The sequence below is a fragment of the Pelagibius sp. Alg239-R121 genome (assembly GCF_947331435.1).
Taxonomy (GTDB): domain Bacteria; phylum Pseudomonadota; class Alphaproteobacteria; order Kiloniellales; family Kiloniellaceae; genus Denitrobaculum.
Window position 1 is genome coordinate 347,294 of sequence record NZ_CAMZOF010000006.1, and the last position, 16,530, is coordinate 363,823.

Here is a 16,530-nt window from a genome sequence, read left to right on the forward strand (position 1 = left end):
CGATGTCGAAGACCAATAAGCACAAAGGAAAGCTCCGCCTTTCGAAAGTCGACATGGATCAGGAGTTGGGGCGAGAGGTCTATCATGAGCAGCTTGCGAAGCTGCAGACCAAACTTTTGCGTATTCAACAGACTTACCTGCATACCGGAGATAATGCGGTCATTGCTTTTGAGGGTTGGGACGCGGCCGGAAAGGGGGGCACAATCCGGCGTATGTCGGCTGTTCTCGATCCGCGTGGCTTCAAGGTTTGGCCAATCGCAGCGCCCAAGCCCCATGATCTTGCGCGACATTATCTGACTCGATTTTGGGAACGCCTGCCGTCACAGGGCGAGCTCGCGGTGTTTGATAGAACCTGGTATGGCCGTGTGTTGGTCGAGCGGGTCGAGGGCTTTGCCAAGCCACGGGAATGGAAGCGGGCCTACGAGGAGATCAATGATTTCGAACGGCTGATGACCGATAACGGTACTCGCCTGGTGAAGCTTTTCCTGCATGTCACGCCGGAGGTGCAGCTGGAGCGGTTCGAAGCGCGTCTGCATGATCCGATGAAACGCTGGAAGCTGAGCTACGAAGATTTCCGAAACCGCGACAGCCGGCCGGCCTACGAAAAGGCCATCAATGACATGTTCGAGCGAACCTCAACCAAAGCTGCGCCCTGGCACGTTATCCCGGCCAACGACAAGAAATTTGCCCGGATCGCAGCCATGGAAATCATCGCCGACTGCCTCGCCAAAGGCGTCGATCTGAAGCCACGGCCCTTGGACGAGAAGGTGAGAGAAGAGGCCGATAAGCTATTTGGTGCGGAATGATCAGACTCAAGCCTGAGGGCTACTCTGAAGTTCGTTGCGCCCAAGCGTTTTCTGCGCTGGGCGAACAGGACGCGTCAGCACCGCCGCTCAGCACAGTCCGAGCACACACAGACGCGTCCAGCGTCGTGGGAGCCTTAGCCAACGCGGGACAGTCAATGCAGACTTTCAGATCACGCTGACCATGATCTGAATGCGTCGCGAGACATCGATGCAGGTTCCTTTTTGTCGTTTCCGACCTGGACGTCAGATCCGGTGAGGAAGTAGGTCGCGCCAACGTGCGTGCTGATTAACCTTTGAAAACTTCCTCGATCTGCCTTACGAGCAGGGTTGGTTCACCGGACGGTCAGATTGATCCCATTCGGGTTTGTGGGGGGATCGAAGTAGGAAAAAAAGGCACGAACATCGTCGCGTGTCCCACCCTCCACTTTGACATCTCCGTTGTCTATCCCGGCCAGCAGGCCCGTCAATGGCGTATATGGCGTGTCCGCATGGACTGGATCGCCTTCACCGACAATGGTGACATTTCCGATCAGAATGCGGTTCATGTAGTCTTTTGTGGAGATGATCGTCAGGTCGGGTTCAGGGGGCAGTTTTTCGTGGTATTGAACGATCCCGCGCCGGATTTCCAGCCCATGGTCTTCGTCTGTGTCCGTGAGGCGAATCCCGAGCGTGAGTTCGGTCCCGGCCGCTTTGGCCGCGTCCAGCCGCGTGGTCATCATCTCGATGATCTTTCCGGCGGGGAAGGATTGAATGACATCGGGCGAAGTGAAGGCCAGCCCTCCTTCCAATACTTCGCCGTCTAGTTCGGCGGCGGCAGTCAGCATCCAGTTTCGCCAGTTGATTGAGGTCTGCTCGGCTGCCCAGAGGCGATAGGCATTGGCTTTCAGGTTCCGGGCCTCAGTGTCGTCGGGTTCGACTCGGATGACGTAGGTTAGAAGCTCGGCGGCCCAACTAAACTTACCATCCGCGACAGCGTTTTCCGCAGTCGAGAATAGCTTGTCTCTGCCACCCATCAGATCGACATAGGCCGCCGCGCGCTCCATGCGTGGAAGCGGCTGTAGTTGCCATGGATCGGCTTCGAAAAAGCCGAGGTATCCGACATAGATCTGGCGGACTGCATGGGCAACTGTGCCGTAAAACTCACCCAGCCAGGGATGACTTGCCAAATGATCGGGGAGGGTGACCACTTCGACCAGTTCGTCGGGAGTCATTCCGAGGTTCATGTATCGGATAGTCTGATCATGCACGAATTGAATGGCATCGCGGTAGGCGGTCAGAACCGACTGAATGTCGTCATAACCCACGACGGCCCGGCCGTGGCTCGGCGCCATGTAACGCGCGGGAAACTCACGCAGGATGTCGATGCTTTTGTACCACCGCACCGGATCGCGGAACTTGGTCCCGCGGATGGTGTGGAGGTTCGGAAAGGATTCACCCTGCAGGACTTCTGCCGATTGCAACAACTCCAGATCTGGGAACCAGGCAACGATTTCGTCCGGTGTTTCGCTCGGGACAAACTTCAACTGCACTTTCACGCCGGCAATTTCCACATCAAGAGTATCGGTGAAAGTTATGGTCGGTGGGATAAAGGTAACAGAGCCGACGAGGGCGCGCGGGCCGATGCCATCGTTGACCGATCCATTCTCGCCGTGCTCCAGGTAGGACGCGCCGGTAAAGGAGGAGCGTCGCCCTAGAATTGGGCCGAGATTGCTGGCCCAGTTGACTACGCGGTTGAGCAGCGTCTCATGCGCATAGATGTCGACCCTACCCGCCGCGACGTCCTCGGCAGAGGCGAAGGCTTTGACGCCGGCCACATGATCGATGTGATTATGGGTATAGATCACCGCCCTCACCGGCAGGTCGGTGATCCGGCGGAAGGCCTGCAAGATGGTCGCGCCTGATTCGGCCGTCAGCGGCGGATCCACGATAATGATGCCGTCGTCGCCCACGACCATCAGGGTATTGGTGAGATCATAGCCGTAGGCCATATAGGCGCGATCCCCCATCTTCACCATCGCTTCATCCATTTTTCGCGAATGCTCGCTCAGGCGGGGATGAATCTTGGGCGAAGACTCGGTGTAGGCAAGATTTCGGCCTGAGCGTTCAAGAATGCTGATTCCAGGATCCTTGCCAAACCATAAGCCAGTTTCATCAACGTCTGCCGCTTTCGCTGACGGCGGCAGGCTCAAGAGGAAGAGGGTGACAAGCAAACAGCAAGGCGCGAGGAATTTGGGCGAGATCGGATCTTTGGCCATCGTAGGAGTCTCCCGTTGCAGATTTATTGCCTTTGTCGCCGATTTTCGTTGATGCTTTGCTGAAGTCTCCGATCACTTGAGAGGATTGAGAATGATCGGCGAAGAGAACTCTTTGACGTTCCACTCGGGCCCCAGGCTATCTGATCGTATCGGATAGTATTGTGCTTCGGCACCCCAGCGAACCGGCAACTTGCCGACACGAAACAACCCTACCGTCCCCAATCCCACAGGCAGGGAAAGGCGGTCATCGGCCTCCGCCTGCCAGTCGACCCTTATGTTGGGGGTCATGCCGATCAATTGAGTGTCGTTCAAACGCCAGTTTATGAAGTACTGGATATCGGTCTGGCTGGTGTCGTCCCGGCTGTCGTCGCCGGCATAGGACCACCAATGCTGCGCGAGCGCGCCGATGTTCCAATTGTCGAGACCGAGACCCCCGGTTTTATTGCCCAGGCGCACCGCAAGTGCGGCCGGTCCGGCTTACCATTTTCCCTGACCAAGCACCTCGTCGCTAGCTGTTGGGAATATCAGGCTCAGACCGGCACCCCAGACGAAGCCGTCGGTGCGGTTGGGACCAGCAAGGGTAAGCAGCACGCTGTCTCCGAGACCATTGGTTCGGCCGAAGGGATCGCCTGCGATGGAAGTAAGCCGGTCGTCGGTGGCAATCTCTCCCTGGTTCAGCCCAACCAGATCACCGGCGGATGAGTCTAGAGGCGAACTGATAAACTGAATGACCGGGCGAAAGATCAGATTCCAATCGCCGTTCAGGATCGGCGCGGGCATGACCGGCTGAACCTTAAGTGAATTCAGGACCTCTCGGTCATTGGCCACGTCGCCTTCGAAGATAGCGACATCGTTTTGGGTTACCAACATCCAGACATCAGACAGCGGATTACTGGATTTTTGTGCGAGTTCCTTCAGCTCGGCATCTTCAGCGAAAGGCTTTGAAACAGCTTGTGCAACAACGTCGTTCTTAAATTCAACTTCTCCTGTAAGTTGATTTTCGGGTGAGAGTATTTGGTTAAATGCGGAGGAGGACAAAGGCGCGAACGTCAAGAGTATCGACAGCATGCCAACAGTGACTGCTGCGAAGAAGAAGCTTGGTAACGCCCCATGCGCGCCCTGAGATGCAGGGAGCATCACACCAGCCAATTGCTGTTGAACACCCTGTCGACAGGATCTCGACTGAATACCTGCATGGACTCGTACTCTGCAAATTCTGCAGCAAGTCGAAATTGCCACGTGGTTGGTATTGCAATTTTAGGTTGTTTAATAAGCCAGAATCAAGTGCCGCGGTCAAGCAGAGTAGTGGGTTGCAAACAGGCGAAGACGGTTAGCGACGAAACGTTTCTTATCAGTTCGATCGATCCGTTTCTCTGGTTCGACTTCTGCCGTCAGCCGGTCCGGCCGTAGAAGGTCATTCTGGCTTCTTCTGACAGCGAAACTCCCGGCTTCGAATTGTAGGCGAGTACGGCGAGCATGCGCGTCCGTGCCCCCTCGTTGGGCGCGACCCTGTGGATGGCGTTCCGGCCTCTGAACAGCACGAGCGCGCCGGCATTCATCGACAGCCGCTCAACCTCGACACGCCCGTTGAGCACCTGGGCGACGCCCTCGTAATTCATCTCGCCGGCATCGGCATTCCGGGTGTCGCGGACATATTCAAAGCTGCCGCCACGCTCAGGAGGCTCGATCATCAGGGTGATCGCAAAGGAAGAGTTGTCGAAGTGCCAACCCAGTTCCTGTCCGGTCTCTGCATAGTGGATGTTGATCGAAGACAGGGAATCGGCGTAGTCGTGGAGCTCGGTCTCTCCCAGGGTTTCACAGAGGAAGTCACGGAACACTGCCGCGTTGTAAAGCGTCCGTAACGCAGAGTCGTCAGGCACCTGGTCGTCCGTAATGCAGCCCTTTGAGGAGACAACCATCCGGTTGCGCGTGTGATCGGCGGAAAAGGCCGGGTCAGGCGCGCTGAGATAGACGGTGTGGTTCTGGCTGCAGAAGTAAGCCTTGTCGCGATTGGCGCTGCCTTCTGCGCGGACAGACTCCGTCGCCTCCGGGGTCATGAATCCTGGCATCACGAGAACGCCTTTTTCATTGAGGGCCGCGCGGCAGCGGGCGCGAAAAGACTGATCTTCGAGTGGATAGGTTGTGAGGTCGACGATCCCGTCCAGTTCCATGGTATCCCTCCTTTTACAAGCCGGTATTCAATGAGCCGGTCTTCAGCGATCCAGGAGATACTAGCGGTTCGATAAGATTAGAAAAAATTGTTTTAATAGAGCTATTAAAAAAGAAAAACTTACTTTATGACTTGAGCATGATTAGAATTACGCTTCGTCAGTGTGAGTATTTTCGTGCTGTCGCACAGAGCGGCGGAATTGCTTCTGCATCACGGAACTTGGGAGTTTCCCAACCCGCCGTCGCCCAGGCGATCACGAAGCTGGAGGCAATCACCGGCCTGGTTTTGTTTCGGCGGCTTCATGCCCGTGGCATGGATCTGACCGGACAGGGTGAGGAGTTTCTGCGTTACGCCAACGATCTCTTGAGCTGTGCCGGCAAGGTTACCAAGGCCGTTACGGAAATCGCGGACCATCGGCGGGGTACCATCCGGCTTGGCTGTTTCCAGTCGATCGCGCCGTTTTGCCTTGCACGGATCGTGCGAGGATATCGCGAGCGGGCACCCGGTATTGCGCTGGAAGTCTCGGAAAAGCTCCAGGACGAACTGACGGATGCCATTGAGGGGAACGAACTGGACCTGGCTATCATGTACGACCTTGGCCTGGACCCAGGCCGGATGAGCTGGCAGGAACTTTCCGCTGCGCCGCCTTATCTGATTGTGCCTCCCGGTCACCGGCTCGCAGAAAGAAATCGCGTGTCCATTCGGGAGATCGCGTCAGAGGACTACATCCTTTTCGACGCTCCCCAGAGCAGGGAGTACTTCTTTGCGATCTTCGAGCGCCACGGCATTCGGCCTCGTATCGGCCTTCGCTCCACATCGATCGAATCCGTCCGCTGCAGTGTCGGCAACGGTCTCGGTGTTTCGATCCTCGCCATGCGCCCGGCGTCGGACGAAACCTATGACGGACAGCGGGTTGTTTCGCTCGAGCTGGAGGAAATCCTGCCGCCGACCCGCATCGTGATCGCATATCCAAAGGATCGCACGCCAGGTGAGCTGCTGCTCCCCTTTGTGCGCTTTTGCCAGGACGTTTTTACGGACCTGTAGGACCTGAAGCCTTCAAATATTGGACTTCTGAGAAGCGAACCTGACCGCTTCCTCTGCGGCACGCACAAGGGCGCGGGCCTTGTTGCGGCATTCCTGGTATTCGCCCTCGGGAACGCTGTCGGCGACCACGCCGCCGCCGGCCTGGATGTAGATGGTGTTGTCTTTGACAACGGCGGTGCGCAGGGCGATGCAGGTATCCATGGTACCGGTTGCGCCGAAGTAGCCGACGGCGCCCGCGTAAATGCCACGGCGGTCCGGCTCCAGCTCGTCGATGATCTCCATGGCCCGGACCTTGGGGGCGCCGGAAACTGTACCGGCCGGAAAGCCGGCATAGAGCGCTTTCATGGCGTCGTATTGCGCGTCCAACTCGCCGTCCACGTTGGAGACGATGTGCATGACGTGGCTGTAGAGCTCGACCAGCATCTTTTCGGTGACCTTCACCGAACCGACCTTTGCGACACGTCCGACGTCGTTGCGGCCCAGGTCGAGCAGCATCAGATGCTCCGCAAGTTCCTTGGGGTCGGACAGCAGGTCGGCAGCCAGCTCCTTGTCTTCCTGCGGCGTGGCCCCACGCTTGCGGGTGCCGGCGATGGGCCGGATCGTCACCTGTCCGTCGCGCAGGCGCACCAGGATCTCCGGGCTGGAGCCGACGATCGAGAAGTCGCCCAGGTTCAGATAGAAGAGAAAAGGCGAGGGGTTGATCCGGCGCAGGGCCCGGTAAAACGCGAAAGGCGGCAGCTCGAACGGGATTGCGAAACGTTGGGAGAGCACGACCTGAAAGATGTCGCCGGCCAGGATGTACTCCTTGGCCTTGTCGACCATTTGGTGAAATTCCGCTTGAGTGACGTTGGACGTCGGCTCCGGCAGGACTGTATCGCCCATGTAGACGTCCCGGCCGCGCGGCACCGGCTGTTCGAAATCGTTGACCACTGCGGACAGGCGAGCGTAAGCGGCCTCGTAGGCATCGCGCGCGGAAACAGCATCATCGGGCCAGACCGGTGTGACAACCGTCACCTGATCCTCTACCCGGTCGAAGATGGCGATGACCGTCGGACGAATGAACATACCGTCCGGAACGCCCAGGAAGTCGGGGTTCTGGTCGGGAAGATGTTCCATCAGACGCACGGTTTCATAGCCCAGGTAACCGATCACAGCCGAGGCCATGGGCGGCAGGCCTTGGGGCAGATCGATGCGGCTTTCCGCGACCAGCGCCCGCAGGCTATCCAGCGCACCACCGTCCAGAGGATTGAAGGTTTCCAGATCCTGCAATGCGTTCCGGTTGATTTCCGCCTGATCGCCACGGCAGCGCCATATGACGTCCGGTTTGAATCCGAGGAAGGAATAGCGGCCGATATTGGTGCCGCCTTCGACCGACTCAAAGAGGACGGAATTTGGCTGCCCTTCGGCGAGCTTCAAAAACGCTGAAACCGGCGTTTCCAGATCGGCGATCAAGGTGGTCCAGACCACCTGCGCTGCACCGGTCCCATAAATCTCGGCGAAGCCGTCGAATTCCAGGCCATCAGATTTGGGCCCAGATGATTCCTGCATGCTCATGGGATCAGAACTGAGACAGGACGGTATCGAGGTTTCGGTTGTTGATGTCGACGGAATAGCTGCTGTTCAAAGTGACCATGAACTGGCTGACCAGATCGTTCTGCATCCGGCCGGCGAGATTGGTCTGTAGGGTCTTGATGGCAGTATCGGCGGTCGCTGCCGGCGCAGCCGCGATCTCGGTCAGCCGAGCGACCATAATCCCTTCGGCATCATCTACGACGTCCGCCTTACCCTGCTGAAGTTCAAACAGCTTGGTGGGCAGATCCAGGGGAATGCCGGGGGTTGGGGTCGTATTGAATCGCCTCAAGGCAGGGGTCGTGGTGAGCGAAAGACCCGCTTCCTCGGCAAGGGCGGCAAAGTCACCACCGTTGTTAACGGCTTCAGAGAGGACTTTCGCCTTTTCGTTCAGCAACCTCGTGACTTCAGCTTCTTTCCAGGCCTCGATCACGTCGTTGCGGACATCTGCCAGGGGTTTCTTGGCCGCTGGAATGACCTCGAGGGGCCGTACCACGAAGTAGCTGCCGTCCGCAGTTTCCGTCAGCAGGCTATCCTGGCCGACGTCCGTCGAAAAGACAGTAGTGATAAAGGTCCTGTCATCCGGCAAATCAGCGATCTTTTCGCCACTGGTGCCGTTGCCACTGCGGTCTACGCGTTCGAAGTTTTCGACCTGCAGACCCAAAGCGCCTGCGGCTGCTTCCAGCGAAGAGCCGCCGGCCATAGTGTCGTCCAGAGAATTGGCGAGACTGATGGCGGTGTCTGTCGCCAGATTCAGCTTGAGATCGCTGCGGAGTTGATCAGCGACGTCCTCGAACGGCGTGATCTTACCCTCCTGGATCTCGCTCACCAGCGCCAGATGCCAACCCAGGGGACTCTGAACGGGCTCGGAAACACCGCCTTGTTCGACCGCAAAAGCGGCTTCCGCAAGTTCAGGAAGCTGCCCGGACAGTTCAGACCGCGACACCAGTCCCAGCGATACCGGTGTTCCGGCACCGGTTTCGCTGGCGACTGCGCTGAAATCCCGGCCTTCGCGAACCTTGGCAAGGGCATCCTTGGCGTCGTCTTCGCTTTGAAAGAGGACCTGGGAAACGGAACGAAGCTCAGGAATCGAAAGCTCTTCCTTGCGCAATTCGTATTCATCGCGCAGCTGTTCATCGGAGACGGCAACTTCGCCGGTCAGCTTATCGGGACGGATTTGGAGCACGCTGATTTTGCGGTACTCGGGGGCAAGGAAGCTGCCCGAATCATTGTCATAGAAGGTTTGAACTTGCGCGTCCGTTGGTTCCGGCAGGTCTGTGATGCTGTCATTGCGGAACACCACCGTTTCGGCGGTCCGGGTCTCTCCGCTGTAGCGATAAAGGGCATCGGCCAGTGTCCGTGGGGTCATCGCAGCTGAAGAAATGGCGCTGGTCAGCTGTTGGCGCTGAATATCGCTGGTCAGGCCGGCCAGAAAGGTCGTCTCGGTGAGGCCGCTATTGCGCAGAGCCTGTTCGAATTGGAAAGCGCTAAACCTGCCGGTCGCGTCCTGGAAGGCCGGTAGGGTGGCGATCTGCTCGCGCAGTTGATCGGACGTCACAACCAGGCCGAGCTCGTTCGCGTGCTGCTCAAAGAGCGCGCGGTTGACCAAACGGTCCAGAACCTGCCGGACGATGCCAAGAGCCTGTGCCTGCTCGATATCCAGCCTGCCGCCGAATTGTGGTCCCAGGCGACCCAGCTCCTGGCGTAGATTTCGGCTGAAATCCTGCTGACTGATCGAGACCTTGCCCACTTCCGCGACGGAATAGGAGTGTGTCGGACCCTGAAAGATGTCACCGATACCCCAGGCGCCGAAGCTTGCGATCAGGAGTGTGAAAAGAGTGATCGTGACGATCTTTTTGATCGGGTTCGTTTTTTTGTCGGCCATGACGGTGGCAAATCCCTGGTTACAGCAACGGTTATTCGACGTCTGCTTACGGCGCTATCGGCACAGGCGGAAACCTATCGAATTGCGCGGCATATTAGGTAGCGCCTGAGGTGCGGGCAACACGCAAATGCCGTCCGGCACCCGAGGCGTTGTCCCGAGCCATTTTGACAAGGCGGCCGTCCCCGCAGTTGGATTGAGCAAGCGGCCATGCTAGGTAGACGCAAAACACTGGAGACTCCGGCTTTTTACGACGAAAGCTGATGTAGGGCGTGATCGGCTTTGATCGAAAGGGTCAAACTCGTGAACTGCTCTCCAGCTCACTGAATAATAGAACGGTTCTCGCGTTATTTTGGTTCGACATAAACGTTCAAGCTCTTGATATGGAGACGAAAAGCATGCGGCGCAAGTTGATTGCCGGGAACTGGAAGATGAATGGTTTGCGCGCCGGTGGCGCCGCTCTGGCGGGTGGTTTGGCCGAGAAGTGCCGCGCTGAAGCTTTGACGTGTGATTTTCTGGTCTGTCCGCCGGCCCATCTGCTGATTCCGGTATCCGAAGCGATCGCCGGCAGCGGCATCGCGCTGGGCGGCCAGGACTGTCACACGGGGGCTTCCGGGGCGCATACCGGCGATCTCAGCGCCGAAATGCTGGCCGATGTGGGCTGCAGCTTTGTTATTCTGGGCCATTCTGAACGCCGCGCCGATCACGGTGAGGGCAGCGATCTGGTCCAGGCGAAGGCTCTTGCGGCGGCGAGAGCCGGCCTGAAGGCAATCGTCTGTGTCGGCGAAACCGCCGATGAGCGCAAGGCGGGGCGGGCGCTCGAGGTGATCGAGACGCAGATCCGGCAGTCTCTGCCTGAAGGGGCGGGCGCTGAGTTGGTGGTTGCCTATGAACCTGTCTGGGCGATCGGGACCGGTCTGACAGCGACTCCGGCGGATGTGGCGGAGGTTCATGCACAGATCCGGCAACTGCTTGTTGAGCTCTGTGGGGCCGGGGTTGGGGACGCGATTCGCATTCTTTACGGCGGTTCGGTCAAACCGGCGAATGCAGCGGAACTGATGGCCGTCGACAACGTGGATGGCGCGCTGGTCGGGGGCGCCAGTCTCAAGCTGGAGGATTTTTGGGCGATTGGCAGCAGTTGCCCCTAGCCATCCGGCTCGCAAAGAGCTAAATACCCAGCGTTCCCGAAGGGGTCCGGTTCGTATGACGGACGAGACTCCTGAAAGGATGACAGATTTTATAGTGGCGCCCTGACCGGCGCAGGCCATTGTTTGATACCGCCAGCGGGCCGACCAAAGCCCAGCGGAACATCTTTGGGCCTGCGCGGCTTTGCAATGGGTGCCTGTTGAGATATGGCCGTTTAGGGTAATGATCCGCACGGTTAGCGATCCGGGCGAAATATGCTCTGGTACGGCCGAGTTACTGAAAGACTGATACGATGAACAATGTTGTTTTGGTGATCCATTTGCTTTTGGCGCTGGCGATGATTGGCGTCGTCTTGCTGCAAAAGAGCGAAGGCGGCGGCCTGGGAATCGGTGGCGGCGGCGGTAGTGGCGGTTCCGGCGGCATGGGCGGTTTCCTGACCGGCCGGGGTACGGCGAACCTTCTGACCCGCGCAACTGCCGTACTGGCAGGCCTGTTCATGCTGAGCAGCCTGGGCCTCACGATCCTGGGTAATCAGTCGATTGATCGTGGCTCCATTGTTGACGATTTGCAGTCGCCAGCAGCGCCTATTGAGTTGCCGCTGGATCCGGCAGCGCCGCCGGTGCCGCAGAACTGATAAGGGTGATGGAAGCGGCATCACTCGAATAGGAATTGCACCGGCCCGGTACTCGGGGCCGGAACAGAGAATTTAGTGTCGGTATGTCCGCTTGGGCACAGCCCCGACGGAACAGCGTTTTGAGCAAGGGTTGATGACGCGCTTTATTTTTATCACCGGAGGGGTCACCTCCTCACTCGGAAAGGGGCTTACTTCGGCGGCCCTGGGTGCACTTCTCCAGGCAAGAGGCTTTAAAGTCCGCCTTCGAAAACTGGACCCCTATCTGAACGTCGACCCGGGCACGATGAGCCCCTATCAGCACGGCGAAGTCTTCGTCACCGACGATGGCGCGGAAACCGACCTCGATCTCGGCCACTACGAACGCTATACGGGGGTCGCTGCGCGCCGCAGTGATAACGTCACAACCGGCCAGATCTACTCCAAGGTCCTGCAGAAGGAACGCCGCGGCGATTATCTCGGCGCCACGGTTCAGGTCATCCCGCACGTTACCGACGCGATTAAGGAATTTGTGCGCAGTGACGTGACCGATGAAGATTTCATCGTCTGCGAGATCGGCGGCACAGTTGGCGATATCGAGGGACTGCCGTTTCTGGAAGCCATTCGCCAGTTGGGCAACGAACTCGGCCGGGAACGCAGCATCTTCGTTCATTTGACGCTTCTGCCTTACCTGGCCTCAGCCGGAGAACTTAAGACCAAACCGACCCAGCATTCGGTCAAGGAACTACAGTCGGTCGGTATTCAGCCGGATGTCATGGTTTGCCGCTGTGAGCACGAGATTCCGATCGACGCCCGCCGCAAGATCGCGCTGTTCTGCAATGTGCGCCAGGAAGCGGTGATCCAGGCCCTGGATGTCGACACCATCTACGCCGTTCCACGTGCTTATCATGAAGAAGGTTTGGATGAGCAGGTCTGCCGGCATTTCGGTCTGGGCGATGCGCCACAGCCGGACCTCAGCCGCTGGGATTCGGTCACCGACCGTATCCGGCAGCCGGATGGCGAAGTCACTATCGGCGTGGTCGGTAAGTACACCTCCTTGCTGGATGCCTATAAATCCTTGGCTGAAGCGCTCACTCACGGTGGGATTGCCAACAATGTCCGGGTCAAGGTCAATTGGCTCGATTCTGAGATTTTCGAGCAGGACGGCGCGATCCACGCACTGGAGAACGTCCACGGCATTCTGGTGCCGGGCGGTTTCGGCGAACGTGGATCGGAAGGTAAGATCGCGGCGGCTGGTTTCGCACGTGAACGCAACGTGCCGTATTTCGGGATTTGCTTCGGTATGCAAATGGCCTGCATTGACGCGGCGCGCAATCTGGCGGGCATCGAAAAGGCGGCTTCGACCGAATTCGGACCAAGCGAGGATCCGATTGTCGGTCTGTTGACCGAATGGACCCACGGCAATCAGGTCGAACAGCGCAGCAGCGACGACGATCTGGGCGGCTCCATGCGTTTGGGGGCGTACCCCTGCACGCTAAAGGAAGGCAGCCGGGTCAAGGAAGCCTACGGCGTCGAGAATATCCAGGAACGCCATCGCCACCGCTATGAGGTCAACATCAACTATCGTGATCAGTTGGAGAAGGCGGGTTTGCTGTTCTCGGGCTTGTCGCCGGATGGTGAGTTGCCCGAAATCGTCGAGCTTCCGGAACATCCCTGGTTTATCGGCGTTCAGTATCACCCCGAACTGAAATCCAAGCCCTTCGACCCACATCCCCTCTTTACGTCTTTTGTCGCGGCCGCCGTTGCGCAGTCGCGCCTGATGTAGAGCGAGAGGATCTTTACGGGCCGCGGGATCCAGACGGCAAAAAATCGCAAGATAAGGAAGTTGGCAGGAATGGCGCAGGCGAAGCATGTAGAGGTCGGTCCCGTCACCCTTGGCAATGATCTGCCGTTTGCCCTCATCGCCGGGCCCTGTGCCATGGAAAGCCGCGCTCATGCGCTCGAAATGAGCCATGCGCTGACCGAGATGGCATCAGAGCTGGGCATTGGCCTGATCTATAAATCCTCCTTCGACAAGGCAAACCGTACCAGCTTGACAGCCGGCCGCGGAATCGGCCTGAACGAGGCGCTGCCGATCTTCGCCGAGGTGCGGGAGACCTACGGCTGTCCGGTGCTGACCGATGTGCATACCGCGGAGCAGTGCGCTCCCGTAGGCGAGGCCGTCGACGTGCTGCAGATCCCGGCTTATCTCTGCCGGCAGACAGATCTGCTGGTTGCGGCTGCCAACACCGGCAAGGTGGTTAATGTGAAGAAAGGGCAGTTCCTGGCGCCCTGGGATATGAAGAATGTGGCCGCCAAGATCACTGAGAGCGGCAATCCCAATGCTCTGGTTTGCGAGCGAGGCGCCTCCTTCGGCTATAACACGCTGGTATCGGACATGCGTTCGCTGGCAATCATGTCTGCGGATATCGGCGTTCCCGTGGTCTACGACGCAACCCATTCGGTTCAGCAGCCGGGCGGCCGCGGGGGATCATCGGGCGGACAACGCGAATTCGTGCCGGTTTTGGCCCGGGCTGCGATTGCAGTCGGCGTTGCAGCGGTCTTTATGGAAACCCATCAGGATCCGGATTCTGCGCCCTCGGACGGCCCCAACATGGTGCCGCTGCACCAGCTCAAAGACCTGATTTCGACCTTGATGGCGATCGACGCGGTTGCCAAGGCCAATCCCGTTTCGCTGACCTAACCCGTTTTATCGATTTAAACCGCAATTCACTGCCGGACAGGCTGCCGACAGCCGCCGGATAACGAAAACCAAAGCTTGGAGCAGGACATCCCATGACGGCGATCGTAGATATTCGAGGGCGTGAAATTCTTGATTCGCGCGGTAATCCGACCGTTGAAGTTGACGTCACCCTGGAAAATGGTGCTTTCGGGCGCGCCGCGGTGCCTTCAGGGGCTTCGACCGGCGCGCATGAAGCGGTCGAGCTGCGCGATGCCGACAAGGGACGCTATGGCGGCAAGGGTGTGCTTAAGGCGGTGGAAGCGGTCAATCACGAGATCTTCGATGTGCTGTCCGGGCTGGATGCCGAGGATCAGCTCAAGATCGACCAGACTATGATCACTCTGGACGGGACATCCAACAAGGCGCGCCTGGGTGCCAACGCCATTCTGGGTGTCAGCCTGGCCACGGCGAAGGCTGCTGCCGAGGACGCAGGTCTGCCACTCTACCGCTATGTCGGTGGTGCCTTCGCACGGACTCTGCCGGTCCCCATGATGAATATCATCAATGGCGGTGCTCACGCGGATAATCCCATCGATATCCAGGAATTCATGGTGATGCCGGTTGGCGGCGCCAACGGCACGGACGCTATTCGGATGGGGGCGGAGATCTTCCAGTCGCTCAAGAAAGCGCTGCAGGATGCCGGGCACAATACCAACGTCGGCGACGAAGGTGGCTTTGCGCCCAACATTGGTTCGACCGAAGAGGCATTGAACTTCATTTCAAAGGCCGTCGATTCCGCCGGCTATAGCCTGGGTGACGATGTCATGCTGGCGCTGGACTGTGCCTCCACGGAGTATTTCAAGGACGGCAAGTACGAGCTGGCAGGTGAGGGCAAAACTCTGGATCCCGCAGCCATGGTCGACTATCTGGCAGCGCTCTGCGACCGCTTTCCAATCCTCTCCATCGAAGACGGTATGGCCGAAGACGATTGGGACGGTTGGAAGCTGCTGACCGAGGCGGTCGGTCATAAGGTTCAACTGGTGGGCGACGACCTCTTTGTGACCAACCCCAAGCGCCTGGCCGACGGCATCCAACGCGGTGTGGCCAATTCGATCCTGGTGAAGGTCAATCAGATCGGCACGCTCTCAGAGACTTTGGAAGCGGTCGATATGGCCCACAAAGCCGGTTACACGGCAGTGATGTCCCATCGTTCGGGCGAGACCGAGGATGCGACCATTGCCGATCTTGCGGTCGCCACCAACTGCGGCCAGATCAAAACCGGCTCCCTGTCGCGGTCCGACCGCTTGGCCAAATACAATCAGTTGATCCGCATCGACGAGGAACTGGGCGCTGCGGCGCACTATGCAGGGCGAAGTGTCCTACGGGGGTGAAATCGTTTGCGGTAGGGGAGGCGGAGGCAAAGCCCTTGCAGCTTTGCTTCCGACTTCCCAATTTCTGAAACGTTGCGTTTGTGCTATCATTGGAACCATGTCAGACCGGGATTTGAAATCGAACCAACGACAGGATGCCGCTGTCGTCGAAGGTGACCGCGCGCTTCGGTTCGCCATAATCGGGTTTTTTAGCCTGATTGCGATTGCCGCAAGCGCCTTCGTGGCCTTTCCGTCGCTGGGCGCCGTGTTTCTAGATTCCTACAACCAGCAGTATCAGGCCAGGGTCACCGAAGCGGTGATCTGCCGTTTTCCGTAACAGCGCTCGCAGAACTTTCTACAGTAGCTCTTTAATCGCCGCAGCCATGGTTTCGGGCGATGCGTCGTGCCTGAACACCAGCAGCAGGTTCCAGTTCTCATCCAGCAGGTAACTGTAGGAACTGTGGTCGACCGGATAGTCGATCGGATCAATATCTTTGCGCAGCGCATAATAGACCCGAAAATCCCGCGCCACCGCGTCGATCCGTTCCTTGGGGCCGGTCAGGCCTATCATCCGCTCGTGAAACAGGGTGACGTAATCCGCCAAGTGTTCCTGTTTATCGCGCTCCGGGTCGACCGTGATGAAGAGAGGGCGCAGCTTGTCCCCGTCGGTGCCAAGGATATCGAGAGCTGCCGAGATGTCCTGCAGTGCCGTTGGACAGATATCCGGGCAGTAGGTGTAGCCGAAGTAGAGCAGAACCTTCTCGCCCTTGAAGTCGGCCTCGGTGGTTGAGCGCCCGTTATGATTAATGAGATCGAAGGGGCCGCGCGTGTCGAAGGGAACAGAAACGACACCCGTGCCGGACGGCGTCTTCTCCTGGGTCAGGCGGGAGCCAAGGATCAAGCCGGTTGCGCCGATTGCCGCAACGCCGATCATGATTCCGAAAATCAGGAGAGAACGATGTGAAAGCATGCGGTCGGTTTTATACAGCGCGATT

The 16,530-nt window shown here is 58.3% G+C and carries 15 protein-coding genes; 8 read left to right on the forward strand and 7 right to left on the reverse strand.

Annotation, left to right across the window (positions count from 1 at the left end; translation table 11 throughout):
- The first annotated feature begins 2 nt into the window (after positions 1-2).
- On the forward strand, positions 3-806 hold the full coding sequence (locus QMZ18_RS20665; protein ID WP_282608239.1) for a polyphosphate kinase 2 family protein: 804 nt from the start codon (positions 3-5) through the stop codon (positions 804-806).
- A 332-nt stretch (positions 807-1,138) separates the two neighbouring features.
- Here the strand turns inward: QMZ18_RS20665 and QMZ18_RS20670 are convergent, their stop codons facing one another.
- The 4 genes from QMZ18_RS20670 to QMZ18_RS20685 form a co-directional block, all read right to left on the reverse strand.
- Entirely contained in the window at positions 1,139-3,061 is a 1,923-nt protein-coding gene (locus QMZ18_RS20670; RefSeq protein WP_282608240.1) for an alkyl sulfatase dimerization domain-containing protein, read from the reverse strand.
- Positions 3,062-3,133: 72 nt separating this feature from the next.
- Positions 3,134-3,517 carry a hypothetical protein gene (locus QMZ18_RS20675; protein ID WP_282608241.1) on the reverse strand — a complete coding sequence of 128 codons (384 nt, stop codon included), beginning with the start codon at positions 3,515-3,517 and terminating at the stop codon, positions 3,134-3,136.
- Between the two features lie 21 nt (positions 3,518-3,538).
- Positions 3,539-4,198, reverse strand: a complete 660-nt coding sequence (locus tag QMZ18_RS20680) for a hypothetical protein (protein WP_282608242.1) — start codon at positions 4,196-4,198, stop codon at positions 3,539-3,541.
- Positions 4,199-4,452: 254 nt separating this feature from the next.
- Positions 4,453-5,232, reverse strand: a complete 780-nt coding sequence (locus tag QMZ18_RS20685; RefSeq protein ID WP_282608243.1) for a 2OG-Fe(II) oxygenase — start codon at positions 5,230-5,232, stop codon at positions 4,453-4,455.
- 137 nt (positions 5,233-5,369) lie between these two features.
- Here QMZ18_RS20685 and QMZ18_RS20690 point away from each other — a divergent pair, with 137 nt between their 5' ends.
- Positions 5,370-6,275, forward strand: a complete 906-nt coding sequence (locus QMZ18_RS20690) for a LysR family transcriptional regulator (RefSeq protein WP_282608244.1) — start codon at positions 5,370-5,372, stop codon at positions 6,273-6,275.
- A 12-nt stretch (positions 6,276-6,287) separates the two neighbouring features.
- Here the strand turns inward: QMZ18_RS20690 and trpE are convergent, their stop codons facing one another.
- Both trpE and QMZ18_RS20700 read right to left on the reverse strand, forming a co-directional pair.
- A complete protein-coding gene (trpE, locus tag QMZ18_RS20695) occupies positions 6,288-7,823 on the reverse strand; it encodes an anthranilate synthase component I (RefSeq protein WP_282608245.1) in 1,536 nt (511 codons plus the stop codon).
- 10 nt (positions 7,824-7,833) lie between these two features.
- On the reverse strand, positions 7,834-9,729 hold the full coding sequence (locus QMZ18_RS20700) for a SurA N-terminal domain-containing protein (protein WP_282608246.1): 1,896 nt from the start codon (positions 9,727-9,729) through the stop codon (positions 7,834-7,836).
- A 395-nt stretch (positions 9,730-10,124) separates the two neighbouring features.
- On the opposite strand from QMZ18_RS20700, the gene tpiA reads away from it, so the two are divergent.
- The 6 genes from tpiA to QMZ18_RS20730 all read left to right on the forward strand — a co-directional run bounded on the left by tpiA (position 10,125) and on the right by QMZ18_RS20730 (position 15,872).
- Complete coding sequence (gene tpiA / locus QMZ18_RS20705) at positions 10,125-10,874, forward strand: triose-phosphate isomerase (RefSeq protein ID WP_282608247.1); 750 nt, start codon at positions 10,125-10,127, stop codon at positions 10,872-10,874.
- A gap of 290 nt (positions 10,875-11,164) precedes the next feature.
- Positions 11,165-11,506 (forward strand): preprotein translocase subunit SecG, encoded by a 342-nt coding sequence (gene secG, locus QMZ18_RS20710; RefSeq protein ID WP_282608248.1) that lies wholly within the window; start codon positions 11,165-11,167, stop codon positions 11,504-11,506.
- 133 nt (positions 11,507-11,639) lie between these two features.
- Positions 11,640-13,268: a CTP synthase gene (locus tag QMZ18_RS20715; protein WP_282608249.1), complete on the forward strand. Its 1,629-nt coding sequence runs from the start codon at positions 11,640-11,642 to the stop codon at positions 13,266-13,268.
- A gap of 69 nt (positions 13,269-13,337) precedes the next feature.
- Positions 13,338-14,186: a 3-deoxy-8-phosphooctulonate synthase gene (gene kdsA, locus QMZ18_RS20720; protein WP_282608250.1), complete on the forward strand. Its 849-nt coding sequence runs from the start codon at positions 13,338-13,340 to the stop codon at positions 14,184-14,186.
- 92 nt (positions 14,187-14,278) lie between these two features.
- Positions 14,279-15,556: a phosphopyruvate hydratase gene (gene eno, locus QMZ18_RS20725; RefSeq protein WP_282608251.1), complete on the forward strand. Its 1,278-nt coding sequence runs from the start codon at positions 14,279-14,281 to the stop codon at positions 15,554-15,556.
- 97 nt (positions 15,557-15,653) lie between these two features.
- Complete coding sequence (locus tag QMZ18_RS20730; RefSeq protein WP_282608252.1) at positions 15,654-15,872, forward strand: hypothetical protein; 219 nt, start codon at positions 15,654-15,656, stop codon at positions 15,870-15,872.
- An 18-nt stretch (positions 15,873-15,890) separates the two neighbouring features.
- Here the strand turns inward: QMZ18_RS20730 and QMZ18_RS20735 are convergent, their stop codons facing one another.
- Positions 15,891-16,505, reverse strand: coding sequence for an SCO family protein (locus tag QMZ18_RS20735; protein ID WP_282608253.1), 615 nt, complete (start codon positions 16,503-16,505; stop codon positions 15,891-15,893).
- Positions 16,506-16,530: the final 25 nt, after the last annotated feature.